Source organism: Nocardia sp. N2S4-5 (genome assembly GCF_044628355.1).
In the GTDB taxonomy this organism is placed as follows: domain Bacteria; phylum Actinomycetota; class Actinomycetes; order Mycobacteriales; family Mycobacteriaceae; genus Nocardia; species Nocardia wallacei_B.
On the sequence record NZ_JBIUPM010000001.1, the window covers coordinates 4,237,179 to 4,250,689 of the forward strand.

Here is a 13,511-nt window from a genome sequence, read left to right on the forward strand (position 1 = left end):
ACGGGTCAGGGGGCGACGCCCTCGGACGCGTCGAGAGTCTCGCCGGGTCCGTCGGTGTCGTCGGGGAAGCTGGTCGGCTCGCCCTTGCCGCTGTTGCGCGCCGGGCGCACGGCCTTGTAGCCGACGTTGCGCACCGTGCCGATCAACGACTCGTACTCGCTGCCGAGCTTGGCGCGCAACCGCCGCACGTGCACGTCGACCGTGCGGGTGCCGCCGAAGAAGTCGTACCCCCACACCTCCTGCAGCAGCTGAGCGCGGGTGAACACCCGGCCGGCGTGCTGCGCGAGGTATTTGAGCAGCTCGAATTCCTTGTAGGTGAGATCGAGCGGGCGGCCGCGCAATCGGGCGGTGTAGGTGCCCTCGTCGATCACCAGTTCGCCGAGGGTGATCTTGCCGGAGTTCTCCGGGCTGGCCGCGCCGCCGTTGCGCGCCACCAGCAGCCGTAACCGGGCATCCAGTTCGGCCGGGCCGGTCCCCGGCAACAGGATGTCGTCCAGACCCCAGTCGGCGTTCACCGCCACCAGGCCGCCCTCGGTGAGCACCGCGACGACCGGCACCGACGATCCGGTGCTACCGAGTAACCGGCACAGCCCGCGGGCGGCCGCCAGATCGGTTCTCGCATCCACCAACGCCACATCCGCGGTGCCCGCCTCCAGCAGGGAGGCGACCTCCGTCGGCGCCGGCCGGACGTTGTGCGGTAACAACGCCAACGACGGCAGCACCGACTCCGGATTCGGGTCGGAGGTCAGCAGGAGCAGCTCCACCAGCTCTCCTCCCAATCTGGCATGTCCGCGGCAACCTCGGTGTCATTCGCGAATTCATGCTCGTCCGCACAGGTAATTCGTGCCTACATTAGCGCGTCGAGTCCGATGACCACGCATTCCAGGCAACCGAGGCACCCGAGTCGGTAGCCGGACGGTCTTTCGAGTTAGGACTGTAGCTGTCCTAACCACCCGACATACTCGAATCATGAGCGAAATCGAATCGACTGCGGGACAGCCGGATCAGGCCGACATCACCGACTACAACGATCCGGACGCGCCATGGAACCAGGCGTGGGACCAGGAAGGCGGCATTGCCGACTGGAACGACGAGGTGATCAAGGAGTTCCGGGAGAACTCGGGCAAGGTGGGCGGCGCCTACGCGGGCGGGGACCTCATTCTGCTGACCACCACGGGAGCCAAGAGCGGCAAGCGGCACACGACTCCGCTGGGACCCCTGTACCGGGGCGACACCATGTACGTGAGCTCGTTCGTCGAGGACAAGTACCCGGCCTGGTGGCACAACATCAAGGCGAATCCGCGGGTCACCATCGAGCTGCGGGACAAGACCCACCAGGCGACCGGCAAGGTGCTCGAAGGCGAGGACTACGACGAGTTCGCGGCCTGGGTGCTGGCCGAGAACCCGCTGCTGGCGGATTTCCAGTCCAAGATCGACCGGCCGATTCCACTGGTCGTGCTGACCCTCGACTACTGTGTTCAGCCGAAGAAGAAGCCGAGCAGCTGACCCGAACCGCCTGCGCGCCACCCCGTCAGCCGGATTCTCGACGAGTAGATGGCAAGCGGCCGCGGCTCACACAGTACCGTTGGTGTCATGACCTGCGACAATAGGTTTAGGTAGCAGATGGGTAACTCACCGGGTACGCCCGCGGCGCGGGGAGCCGGTCGGAAGCGCCGACTCATCGGCGGATTGGTGCTGGTGGTCGCGCTCGCGGTGATCGCGGATTTCACCGCCGCCGCCTACTCCGAGTACCGGGTCTCGCGCTCGCTGCGCGCCGGCGGCGAGCTGAGCGCCGATCCCGAGGTGACCATCCACGGCTTCCCGTATCTGGCGCAGGCGCTGCGTAGCGACTATCACAATGTCGAGATCCGCGCCCACGCCGATCGCCGCGACATCCCCGGCGAGATTCTGGTCGAGGCCACGCTCAACGGCGTGCATCTACCCGCCGGAGACCTGATCGACGGCCGGATGCGGTCGGTCTCGGTGGATCGGGTGGCGGGCCGGATGCGCATCGAGCCGGTCGAGCTGGGCCGCCTGTTCAAGATTCCCGACCTGCAGCTGACCGGGCCGCCGGCCGACAAGTCCGACGGCACAGGCGGTTCCGGCGGCACGGGCTCGACCACGCAGGGCGCCTACATCCTCACCGGCACCATCCCGGCGGGGCCCGAGTCGAGCACCAGCGACAGCACCGACAGCGACAAGGACAAGGTCAGCGTCAGCGTCAAGGTGAACCTGCTGCTCGACGGCGACCAGGTGCGCATCATCGCCACCGACCTGTACCGCGAGAAGTCCCCCGACACCGCCACCATCACCACCACGACCCAGCGCCCGGAGCTGGACAAGGACGCGGTGCTGGCCCGCTTCACCCGCACCATAGACACCAAGGACCTGCCGTTCGGTGTGCCGCCGACCAAGGTCGAGGCGCTCGGCGGCAACATCATCGTCGAAGGCGAGGGCGAGAACATGACGATCGACATGAACAGGTTTGCCCGGCCATGACCGAACTCACGATCCTGGTACTCGTCCTGGTGGCCGCGGTGGCCGTCGGGTTGCTGCTGCGGTATCGCGCGGGCCGGGTCCGCGCCACCGCCGTCGCGCCCGCCGACCCGGACGCCGCCGCCGCGCGCGACCGGCTGCTGGCCGCCGTCGGCGTCACCGGCTCGGCGCCCGCGGTGCTGCATTTCTCCGCGGACTGGTGTGGCCCGTGCGACGCGGTGCGCCGGGTCGTCGCGGGCGTGGTCGCCGATCTCGCCGAGACGCCGCAGCCGCCCCTGGACATCGAGGTCGACATCGACGCCGAGCCCGCGCTGGCCAAGGAACTCAACGTGCTGTCGCTGCCGACCACGTTCATCTTCGACGCCGACCGCCGAGAGCGGTTCCGCATCTCCGGCGTTCCCAAGGCCACCGACCTGCACAGCGCCATCACCCCGTTGACCGTGCGCGACGCTGCTTAGTGACCCGAATTTCGGACCCCGGGTCCAATTCCCGAGCCGAACCGGGTAAACTGCTGATCGTGCAAACCCGCCGAGAGCTGATGCTCACCCGACGCCGCACAGTAGATCTGTGCCGCCTCGGCGGTTGTTGCTGCCTGTGCATGTAGCCGGTCGGCCCTTCGTTGCCCGCTGACGCCGGCCGGTTTTCTCCCACCGTGTGATCGGATTTCGTGACCCCGGTGATCTGGCAAATACCTGACAGATGAACCATGCACCGCAGGAGATTCCTCCGATGTCCCACAACACCCCCGACACCGATTTATCGCCCGAACGCGTCGACGTGCGCGGCCCCCGCTTCGCGGCCTGGATCACCACCGGCGTGCTCGTGGTGGTGCTGATCGCCGCGGCGTTCTCCACTCCGCTCGCGGCCGTGCTGATCGCGCTGCAGGCCGTGGTGTTCGCGCTCGGCGCGCTGCACGGTCCCCGGCGCAGCCCGTACGGCCGCATCTACGCGGCCGTCGTCGCCCCGCGCAACGGCCCGCCGCCGGAGACCGAGCCGGTGCCGCCGCTGCGGTTCGCGCAGCTGGTCGGCGGCGTGTTCGCGGTGCTCAGCTTCGTCGGATTCGTCGCGGGCAGCACCGTGGCCGGTGCGATCTTCGCCGGTTTCGCGCTGTTCGCGGCGTTCCTCAACGCGGCCTTCGGCGTGTGCCTGGGCTGCCTGCTGTACCCCTTCGCCCAGCGGCTGCTCCCGCGGTCGGCCGTACCCACCGATTCCCCCACCTAGCCCGGTAAGTCACATCGAAAGGAACAACATGGCTCGCTCCGATGTCCTGGTCTCCGCAGACTGGGTCGAAGAGAACCTCAACGCCCCCGGCGTCGTCATCGTCGAGGTCGACGAGGACACTTCCGCCTACGACACGGGCCACATCGAGAATGCCGTGAAGCTCGACTGGAAGAAGGACCTGCAGGATCCGGTTCGGCGTGACTTCGTCAACCGGGAGCAGTTCTCCGACCTGCTGTCGGCGCGCGGCATCGGCAACGACGACACCGTGGTGCTCTACGGCGGCAACAACAACTGGTTCGCCGCCTACGCCTACTGGTACTTCAAGCTGTACGGCCACCAGAACGTGAAGCTGCTCGACGGCGGCCGCAAGAAGTGGGAACTCGACGGCCGCCCGCTGTCGAAGGAGGCCGTGAACCGCCCGGCCACCACCTACAAGGCCGGCGAGCAGGACCTGTCCATCCGGGCCTTCCGCGACGACGCCATCGCGGCGATCGGCACCAAGAACCTGGTCGACGTGCGCTCGCCCGACGAGTTCTCCGGCAAGATCCTGGCGCCGGCGCACCTGCCGCAGGAGCAGAGCCAGCGGCCCGGCCACATCCCCGGCGCCATCAACGTCCCGTGGTCGAAGGCCGCGAACGAGGACGGCACCTTCAAGTCCGACGAGGAACTGGCCGCTCTCTACAAGGAGGCGGGCCTCGACGGCCAGAAGGAGACCATCGCCTACTGCCGCATCGGCGAGCGCTCCTCGCACACCTGGTTCGTGCTGCAGGAGCTGCTGGGCCACAAGAACGTCAAGAACTACGACGGGAGCTGGACCGAGTACGGCTCCCTCGTCGGTGCACCGATCGAGTTGGGAGCATAGATATGTGCGCAGCACCTACCCAGGGCCAGGCTCTGCCGGCCAACGTGGACACCGAGAAGGAAACCGTCCTGACCGGACGCGTTCTCGACGCCGACGGCAACCCCGTGGGTGGCGCGTTCGTCCGGTTGCTGGATTCCAGTGACGAGTTCACCGCCGAGGTGGTTGCCTCCGGTACCGGCGATTTCCGGTTCTTCGCCGCGCCGGGCGACTGGACCATCCGCGCGCTCTCGTCGGCCGGCAACGGCTCGGCGGCGGTGCGGCCGGAGGGCGCGGGCATCCACAGCGTGGACGTCAAGGTCGCCAAGTAGGCGCATTCGCGGCAAGTCCGACAGCGGCCCCGGGGTTCGAATCCCGGGGCCGTTGTCGTCTCCGGGTCGCGGGGTCGTTAGAATTCGACACGTGGTCCTTGCCTTCGAGATTCTGCTGGTCCTCGTCTCCGTGCTGATCGCGTGGTTCGGTCTGTACGTCCTCTACCGGCTGTTCACCGAGTCGTGACAGAGTCGGCGCGCGAGAACGTCGACAAAGCAACAACAGCGAACGGTGCGGCGCACGAGGCGCCGTCCGGCGACGCACGCCGCAGTGGCGACCAGGCGGTCGCCGATGCCGCTGAGCGTGCGAAGTCCACGGCCGTCCGCAACATCCCGCAACTGTCGGGTCTGCCGCTGCCGGAGGACACCGCGAATCTGCGCGAGGGTCCGGATCTGAGTTCGTCCATGCTCGCGCTGCTGCCGCTGGTCGGTGTGTGGCGCGGCGAGGGCGAGGGCAACGACTCCGAGCGCGGCGACTACCACTTCGGCCAGCAGATCATCGTCTCGCACGACGGTGGCGACTACCTGGCCTGGGACTCGCGTTCGTGGGTGCTCGACAGCGACGGCAAATACACCGGTCCCGATCTGCGGGAGAGCGGTTTCTGGCGGGTCGGTATCGATGGCGACGACGAGGTCATCGAGCTGCTGCTGACGCACAGTTCGGGTGTGGTCGAGCTGTTCTACGGCCAGGCGCTCACCCAGTCCTCCTGGGAGCTGGCCACCGACGTGGTGATCCGCAGCCAGTCCGGCGCGGTGGTCGGCGGCGCCAAGCGCCTCTACGGCATCGTCGAGGGCGGCGACCTCGGTTATGTCGAGGAGCGAGTGGAAGCCGACGGCGCGCTGAAGCCCCGCCTCTCGGCTCGCCTCCAGCGCTACATCGGCTGACAGTCTCTGTCGAGAGACCGCCCGTGTCGCAGGGCCGGAAGTGGAACGACCCCCGAGCCCTATCGCGGAGGAGGTCCTCTCGCGATCCCGGTCGGACAAACCAGGGGCTCGGGGGTCGGGTGGCTGCCTGGGATTAGCTCCGCGCTCGCGCGAACGACAATCCGTTTGCAGCGGTGGCGCTAGCTGACAGCCACCTCACGTGTCCCTTGAATACTCATTCGTCGAACCACCTCCTTTCCCGTGTACGAACGAATCTAGTAGGCATCCCGCCGGTCGGCAACGCATTTTCGCGGGCAGCGGAAGTGCTGGTCGGAGGGAATTCCCGGACCTTCCGGACGGTTAGCGCGCGCCGGGTGAGTGTGCGGCCGCGGCGGCGCGGAGGGTGATCCGGCCGCCGGGACGGACTTCGACGACGGTGTCGGCACGGTGGTCCGGTGGCAGTTGGTGGGTCACCGCGACGACGGTGCGGTCGGGGGCGACGAGTCCGCTGTGCTCGTCGAGCAGTGCGCGCAGGAGGTCGGCGCCGGCCTCGGCTTCCAAGTGCTCGGTGGGCTCGTCCAGCAGCAGCACGTCGGCCGGAGCGACGAGGGCACGGGCGAGCAGGATCCGCCGACGTTGACCACCGGAGACCGCCGCCGCGCCGCCCACCAACTCGGTGTGCAATCCCTCGGGCAGACCATCCAGCCAGTCCCCCAGGCCCACCGACCGCAACGCGGCCGCCGCGTCCTCCTCGCTCAGATCACCGCGTGCCACACGCAGGTTCTCCAGCACAGTGGTGCCGAAGAGATGCGCGTCCTCGGCGAAGAACGTGATCCCCGCCCGCGGCGCATCGAACAACCCCGCCCACGCCATCAGCAGAGTAGTCTTCCCGGCCCCGCTCGGCCCGACGATGGCGATCCTGCGGCCCGATGGCATCTCGATCGAACCAACCTGTGGCACAGCAGGATTCGCCGGGGCGGTGTGCGTTGCCGACGCGATCGCATTGCCGGCGTGTGCTTTCGACGCGATCGCGGTGGTGTCGATGGCGGCGTGCTGGTGGGTCGGGTGACCGAGGGGCGCGGAGTGTGCGATCGCGGTAATGCGGTGGAGGGCGGCGCGGCCGTGAGCGAGAGCCTGGACAGCGGCCGGGAGTACGGCGACCGCTTCGAAGGCCGAGAGGGGCAGGAGTACCAGGACGGCCAGAGCCATCGGGGTGATGCCGCCCGGGGACGCGGGTTGCCATGCGTCGGCCGGTGCGCCGGTTCCACTGCCGTACAGGATGATTCCGATGAGTAGGGCGCCGAGGACACTGGCTCCGAGGGACAGCGGTGTGGCGGCCGCCGCCCAGGCGCTGCGCGAGGCCGCGCGGTCCTCCGCCGCGACGGCCCGCTGTCCGGCCGCGGCTGCCTCGCCGAGTGCGCTGTCCAAGCGGCCGGCGACCCGCAGTTCGGGAGCGTGGTCGAGCACGGTGACGGCGGCGGCCGTGAACATCCGGCGGTCCGCACGCACCGCCGTCTCGGCTTCCCGCGCCGCCCACGCGGACAGCCACGGCGCCACAACCCCGGCCACCGCGAGCGCGACCGCCAATACCGCCGCCGCGGCCGGTGAGACGGTCGCGAGCAGACCGATCGCGGCCACCGACAGCACCACCGCCACCGCGATCGGCACGAACGCCCGCACCACGACCGCACCGAGATCATCTATGTCGGTGCCGATCCGGGTGAGCAGGTCTCCCCGCCGCAGATGCGTCGGATCGGAGGAGCGGCCGGTGCGCCGCAGCGTCCAGATGTCGGCCGCCGCGAGGGTCGAGTAGACGCGAGTCCGGGCGGTGGTCATGGCGCGTAGGGCTACGTCGTGGGTGGCCAGGCGTTCGAGGTAGCGGCACAGGCCGCGGGAGATGCCGAGGGCGCGGACCGCGACTACCGCCACGCTCAGGTCCAGCACCGGGGGCATTTGCCAGGCGCGGGCGATCAGCCATGCCGCCAGCGCGGCCAGGGCCAGTCCGCTGCCGAGCGCGAGTATGCCCCATCCGATCGATACCGCGATGCGCCACCGGGACAGCTCCAGAAGGTCCCGAAGTCGGCGGAAATCGCCCAGTACCTGTCTCATCGGCGCACCCCGTTCTCATGTCCGGCACCGGCGGTGCGGACCGCATCCACCAGCGCGTCCCTGTCCGGGGCCAAAGCGTCATCCGCCGGATGCGTACCGTCGTCGTACCCCGCTGCGGTGCAATCGGTTTGCTCCGCGCTCCCCGAGCCCGGACCGAGAGCATCGGTGGTATGCGCCGCGGCGACCTCGATCACCTGGTCGGCGGCGGCGAGGAGGGTGGGGCGGTGGGCGACCACGATGACGGTGGCCCCGGCTCGGGCGCGCGCGGACAGGGCCGCCATGACGGTGGCTTCGGCATCGGCGTCGAGATGCGCCGTGGGCTCGTCCAGTAGGAGCACGGGGCGGTCGGACGCGAGGACGCGGGTCAAGGCCAGGCGTTGGCGCTGGCCGAGGGACAGGCCCAGGCCACCGGTTCCGACGAGCGTGTCCCACCGCTCGGGTAGCTCATCGAGAACGGCGTCGAAACCCGTTGCGGCGCAGGCAGCGTCCAGGTCGCCGAGCACACGCACCGGCCCGGCCGCCGGGTGCTCGCTCCGAGCGCCGAACAGCTCCAGGTTCTCCCGTAGTGTGCCCGGCAGCAACACCGGTCGCTGCGGTAGCCAGGCCAGATGCGACCACCATCGTTCGGGGTCGAGTTCGGGTACGGGAATTCCGTCGACGGTGACCACGCCCCGGTCGGGTTCGATCAGGCCCAGGATCGCTTGCAGCACTGTGGATTTACCACAGCCGTTGGGCCCGGTGAGGACGGTGACCGCCCCTGGGCGCAACACCGCCGACAAGCCGTCGGGGGCGTCGCCGTCTCGCCCGCCCACGGTGAGATCCCGAATCCCTATGACACCACGGAACTCCCGGAGGACACCGCGGCCCGAGGCACGCTCCGGCCGCCGCCGCGCGGGCTCGAGCACCGCGAATGCCTTTGCGGCGGCGGCCATCCCGTCCTGCGCGGCATGGAACCGCTCACCCACCGCCCGCAGCGGCAGATACACCTCCGGCGCCAGGATCAACCCCAGCAGCCCGGCGTACAGACTCATATGCCCGTACACCAGCCGCATACCGATCGACACCGCCACCAGCGCGACACACAGCGTAGCCAGCAACTCCAGCACCATCGACGACAGGAAGGCCACCCGCAGCGCCGCCATCGTCCGCACGTGCAGCGACTCCCCGAGGGCCCGCACCCGGTCCCGCTGCGTCCGCCGGAATCCGACCGGAGGCGCGGCCGCCCCGTTGCTCGGCGGCCGAGACGCGAGCGAGCGATCGTCACGACACCAGCCGTTCCCGCCTTGCTCCGAACTTGCTGCCGCCGTACCGGTTTCCCGCCCCAGCGCCCGCAAGGTAGGCATACCCGCGAACAGGTCCAATAGCTGGTCCGACAGCCGGGTGGTCGCTTCCAGCGTCGCGGCGGCGCGGCCCTGTGTCATGAGTCCGATCAGCACCATGAACAGTGGGATCAGCGGCAGGGTCACCAGGATGATCGCGCCCGCGGTGAGATCGTGGAACGCGATCACCGCGAGCACGATCGGCGGGACCAGCACCGCCAGCAGCAGGGCGGGCAGATAGCCGGTCAGGTAGGCCCGCAACCCGCTCAGCCCGTTTCCGACCACGACCGCCAATTCGGTGCGGCGCGAATCCAATTCGCGCGGCTCCAGCTCCGCGGCGGCGGCCAGCACCGATCCCTCCAGCTCCGCCACCACCCGGGCGCCCGCCCGATGCGCCAGCCGCGCCTGCCACCAGGTCGCCGCCGCGCGACAACCGATCGCGAGCGCGAACACCGCCAGTTCGGCCGCCCAGGAACCGATCGTCCGCCGACCCGGATCGGTGATCACTCCCGCGAGGACCCGCGCCAGCGCCACGGCCGCCACCACGATGCCTCCGGTGGTGATCAGCGAAAGCCCCACGCTCACAACGAGGTACGGGCGCGCCGAGCGGGCGTACCGCCACAGCCGCGGATCCACGGGTCGGGCCACGATCAGCTCCTCGACGCACCCGCCGGCAGACCGATCGCCGGCGGAATCTGTTCGGTGGTGAGCCGCTTGCGGAACACCCAGTACGTCCAGCCCTGGTACACCAGCACCATCGGTGTCAGGATCACCGCGCACCAGCTCATGATCTTCAGCGTGTAGTGCGTCGACGAGGCGTTGTCGATGGTCAGGCTGTAGGCGGGGTCGATGGTGGAGGGCAGCACGTTCGGATACAGCGAACCGAACAGCAGCACCACCGCGCCCACGATGGTCACCGCGGTGCCGAGGAAGGCCAAGCCGTCGGCCTTGGCGCCGTGCGCCTTTCCCTTCCCCAGGTACAGCGCCGCGCCGGCCAGCAGCAGGCCCGCCACCGCCAGCCCGACCATCGCCCAGGTCCAGCCCTTGCCGTAGGCCAGCTGCGTCCACAGCCCGAACGCGCCGACCGCGACGACCGTCGGAATCCACAGCAGCCGTTCGAGTTTCACCGCCGACGCCCGGACCTCACCGCCGGTCTTGAGGCTCACGAACACCACGCCGTGCAGCAGGAACAGCAGCATCGTGGTCAGCCCGCCGAGCAGGCCGTAGCCGTTGAACAGCGGGAGCAAACCACCCTCGATGTGCTTGTCGGCGTTGAGCCGAACTCCGTGCACCATGTTCGCGAACGCCAGCCCCCACGCGAATGCCGGTATCCACGAACCCAATCCGATACCGACGTCGGCCCACCGCCGCCACTTCGGGTCGTCGATCTTGCCGCGCCATTCGATCGCGCAGGCCCGCGCGATCAGACCCACCAGGATCAACAGCAGCGCGAGGTAGAACCCGGAGAACAGGCTGGCGTACCACTCGGGAAAGGCGGCGAACATGGCACCGCCACCGACCAGCAACCACACCTCGTTCCCGTCCCACACCGGGCCGATCGTATTGAGCAGCACGCGCTTACGAGTCTCGTCGCCGCGGCCGAGGATCGGCATCAGCATGCCGACCCCGAAATCGAAACCCTCCAACACGAAGTATCCGGTGAACAGGATGCCGATCAGCAAGAACCAGAATTCGGGCAGACTCATCATCGGCTCCTAGTAGGCGAACGACAGCTTCTCGACGGGCTCGGCGCCGCTCGGCGCGGCGGGAGCCGCGGCGGCCGGTTCCTCGGGCCCGGTGACGACGTAGCGGCGCATCAGGTAGAACCAGACCACCGCCAGCACGCCGTACAGCAGCGTGAACACGATCAGCGAGAACAGCACCGTGCCCGCGGTATTGCCGGAAACGCCCTGCTGCACCGTCATCCGGATGTCCAGGTCGCCGGTCGGGTTGGGCGCGACCACCCAGGGCTGACGGCCCATTTCGGTGAACACCCAGCCGGAACTGTTGGCCAGGAACGGCGTCGGAATGACGAGCAGGCTCAGCCACGAGAACCACCGCTGATCCGGGACCCGCCCGCGCCGGGTCATCCAGAACCCGAGCAGCGCGATGGCCGCCGATCCGGCCACCCATCCGATCATGGCCCGGAACGACCAGTAGGTGACGAACAGATTCGGCCGGTAGTCGCCGGGACCGTACTTCTCGTTGTAGCTGACCTGCAGGTCCTTCACGCCGTCCAGCGTCACGTCGCTGAACTTGCCCTCGGCCAGCCAGGGCAGTACGCCGGGCACCTCGATCACGTGCGAGACGCTGTCGCAGTTGTTGTGCGTGCCGACGGTGAGGACGGAGAATTCCGGGTCGGTCGCGGTGTGGCACAGCGATTCCGCCGACGCCATCTTCATCGGCTGCTGCTCGAACATCAGCTTGCCCTGGACGTCACCGGTGTACACCAGCGCGACTCCGGCGACGATGATCACCCACATGCCCACCAGCCCGGCGGGCCGCCACAATCGGCGTGCCTCGGCCATTTTGCCGTCGTCGCCCGAGCGGGCGTTGCGGACCATCCACCATCCGGCGATACCGGCCACGAACGTGCCCGCGGTGATGAACGCACCCGCCACCACGTGCGGAAAGGCCGCCAGCGCAGTGTTGTTGGTGAGCACCGCCATGATGCTGTGCAATTCGGCGCGGCCGGTCTCGGGGTTGTAGTGCGCGCCGACCGGATGCTGCATGAACGAGTTGGCGGCGACGATGAAGTACGCCGAGGCGTTCACGCCGATCGCGACCATCCAGATGGTCGCCAGGTGCACCCATTTCGGCAGCCGCGTCCAGCCGAAGATCCACAGCCCCAGGAATGTCGACTCCATGAAGAAGGCGACCAGGCCCTCCAGTGCCAGCGGCGCGCCGAAGACGTCACCGACGAACCGCGAGTATTCGCTCCAGTTCATGCCGAACTGGAATTCCTGCACGATACCGGTGGCCACGCCGAGGGCGAAGTTGATCAGGAACAGCTTGCCGAAGAACTTCGTCAGCCGGTACCAGCGTTCCTGGCCGGTGATCGCCCAGGCGGTCTGAAACCCGGCGACCAGCGGCGCCAGCCCGATCGTGAGCGGCACGAAGAGGAAGTGGTAGACGGTGGTGATCCCGAACTGCCACCGCGAGACATCCACGACGTTCATGACCGCACCCCACCGAATCCGGGCGCGATCGAGCGCATCGGGTGTGGACGGATTCCCGCACTGCCGGTGCCCATGGGGCCCTCCCTGCTGCCGCGCTACTACGTGTCGTAGTAAAGGCTACGCCGGGCGGGCGGCAGATCAATGAGTCCTGCGCCACGACACACCGAGTCTTTTGCTGTGCGGTAACAGGTTCCGGTTCGTTACGACCAGTCGGCCATGCTCCACGTCCGGGCCACGCCGCGCTCCACCATCTCCGTGATCTCCGACGCGCACTCCGGCGGCGACATCCGCAGTCCGTCCAGCGTCGCCACCCGCGCGGCCAGCGTCACGCTGCCCAGTAGCCAAACACTGTCGGCGGTAATGAGATCGGCGGTGAAGAAGGACTCGTAGCGGCAGTCCCAACCGGCCTGCTCCGCCTCGGCGAACAGCGCCCGCTGGGTAATCCCGGGCAGCACGCCGTGCCGGGCCGGGGGCGTGATGAGTTGTTTGTCACGCTGCAGCACGACGGTGGATCGCGGGCCCTCCAGGACCCGGTGCTCGGTGCTGGTGTAGATGACGTCGTCGGCTTCCATCCGCGCGGCGAACCGCAACGCCGCCATATTGGTCGCGTAGGAGAGGGTTTTCGCGCCCAGCAGCAGCCACGGCGCGTTCGGCGCCAGATCGACGGAGATGCCGCGCGAGAGCGTGATGACCGAGACGCCTTCGGCGCGAGCCTTGTTCACGCGCTCGGCCACGGGCACCACGAGCACGTAGGCGCTCGGCACCGGCGCGCGCCCGGCCGGGTTGCGGGACGCGGCGCGCGTGGTGGATTCGACGCTGTCGCGCCCCCGGGTGAGGATCATGCGCAGCATGCCCTCCTGTTCGCTGCCCCACTCCTTGGCCGCGGTCTCGACCGCCGTGCGCCACTGCCCCAGATCAGGGTCGGGCAGGTCCAAGGCCTCGGCCGAACGACGCAGCCGGGCCAGATGTAACTCGATCGCACAGGGCTTGCCGTCACGCACCAGTACCGTCTCGAAAACACCGTCGCCGCGCAGCGCGCCGATGTCATCCGCATAGAGCAACGGCTCGTCCGGATCCCGGACGGTGCCGTCGAGTGCAACCAGAACTCGATCCACCATGCGCAGCAGCCTAGGCGAACCGGCGGTGCTACGAG

Annotated in this window: 13 protein-coding genes; 7 read left to right on the top strand and 6 right to left on the bottom strand. The window is 68.6% G+C overall.

From position 1 onward, the window contains the following. Positions 1-5 precede the first annotated feature (5 nt). On the bottom strand, positions 6-764 hold the full coding sequence (locus ACFMRZ_RS19280) for a winged-helix domain-containing protein (protein ID WP_400180227.1): 759 nt from the start codon (positions 762-764) through the stop codon (positions 6-8). Between the two features lie 205 nt (positions 765-969). On the opposite strand from ACFMRZ_RS19280, the gene ACFMRZ_RS19285 reads away from it, so the two are divergent. The 7 genes from ACFMRZ_RS19285 to ACFMRZ_RS19315 all read left to right on the top strand — a co-directional run bounded on the left by ACFMRZ_RS19285 (position 970) and on the right by ACFMRZ_RS19315 (position 5,772). After that, on the top strand, positions 970-1,506 hold the full coding sequence (locus tag ACFMRZ_RS19285) for a nitroreductase/quinone reductase family protein (protein ID WP_400180228.1): 537 nt from the start codon (positions 970-972) through the stop codon (positions 1,504-1,506). Positions 1,507-1,623: 117 nt separating this feature from the next. Further along, positions 1,624-2,499, top strand: a complete 876-nt coding sequence (locus tag ACFMRZ_RS19290; RefSeq protein WP_280360771.1) for an LmeA family phospholipid-binding protein — start codon at positions 1,624-1,626, stop codon at positions 2,497-2,499. Then, positions 2,496-2,954 (top strand): thioredoxin family protein, encoded by a 459-nt coding sequence (locus ACFMRZ_RS19295; protein ID WP_400180229.1) that lies wholly within the window; start codon positions 2,496-2,498, stop codon positions 2,952-2,954. Before ACFMRZ_RS19290 ends, ACFMRZ_RS19295 begins: the two co-directional genes overlap by 4 nt. Positions 2,955-3,225: 271 nt before the next feature. Beyond that, a complete protein-coding gene (locus tag ACFMRZ_RS19300) occupies positions 3,226-3,717 on the top strand; it encodes a DUF4395 domain-containing protein (RefSeq protein WP_400180230.1) in 492 nt (163 codons plus the stop codon). Between the two features lie 28 nt (positions 3,718-3,745). Then, a complete protein-coding gene (locus ACFMRZ_RS19305) occupies positions 3,746-4,579 on the top strand; it encodes a sulfurtransferase (protein WP_400180231.1) in 834 nt (277 codons plus the stop codon). Positions 4,580-4,581: 2 nt separating this feature from the next. After that, positions 4,582-4,887 (top strand): DUF1416 domain-containing protein, encoded by a 306-nt coding sequence (locus tag ACFMRZ_RS19310; protein WP_195098651.1) that lies wholly within the window; start codon positions 4,582-4,584, stop codon positions 4,885-4,887. Between the two features lie 183 nt (positions 4,888-5,070). Next, positions 5,071-5,772 carry an FABP family protein gene (locus ACFMRZ_RS19315; RefSeq protein WP_280275511.1) on the top strand — a complete coding sequence of 234 codons (702 nt, stop codon included), beginning with the start codon at positions 5,071-5,073 and terminating at the stop codon, positions 5,770-5,772. A gap of 339 nt (positions 5,773-6,111) precedes the next feature. Here the strand turns inward: ACFMRZ_RS19315 and cydC are convergent, their stop codons facing one another. From cydC to ACFMRZ_RS19340, 5 genes are all read right to left on the bottom strand, one after another. Then, complete coding sequence (gene cydC / locus ACFMRZ_RS19320; RefSeq protein ID WP_400180232.1) at positions 6,112-7,860, bottom strand: thiol reductant ABC exporter subunit CydC; 1,749 nt, start codon at positions 7,858-7,860, stop codon at positions 6,112-6,114. Continuing rightward, positions 7,857-9,827, bottom strand: coding sequence for an ABC transporter ATP-binding protein/permease (locus ACFMRZ_RS19325; RefSeq protein WP_400180233.1), 1,971 nt, complete (start codon positions 9,825-9,827; stop codon positions 7,857-7,859). Before ACFMRZ_RS19325 ends, cydC begins: the two co-directional genes overlap by 4 nt. Positions 9,828-9,829: 2 nt before the next feature. After that, positions 9,830-10,885: a cytochrome d ubiquinol oxidase subunit II gene (cydB, locus tag ACFMRZ_RS19330; RefSeq protein WP_400180234.1), complete on the bottom strand. Its 1,056-nt coding sequence runs from the start codon at positions 10,883-10,885 to the stop codon at positions 9,830-9,832. A 9-nt stretch (positions 10,886-10,894) separates the two neighbouring features. Continuing rightward, on the bottom strand, positions 10,895-12,358 hold the full coding sequence (locus tag ACFMRZ_RS19335; protein ID WP_400180235.1) for a cytochrome ubiquinol oxidase subunit I: 1,464 nt from the start codon (positions 12,356-12,358) through the stop codon (positions 10,895-10,897). Positions 12,359-12,558: 200 nt separating this feature from the next. Further along, positions 12,559-13,476, bottom strand: a complete 918-nt coding sequence (locus tag ACFMRZ_RS19340) for an aminodeoxychorismate lyase (RefSeq protein WP_280360781.1) — start codon at positions 13,474-13,476, stop codon at positions 12,559-12,561. Between the last annotated feature and the right edge of the window lie 35 nt (positions 13,477-13,511).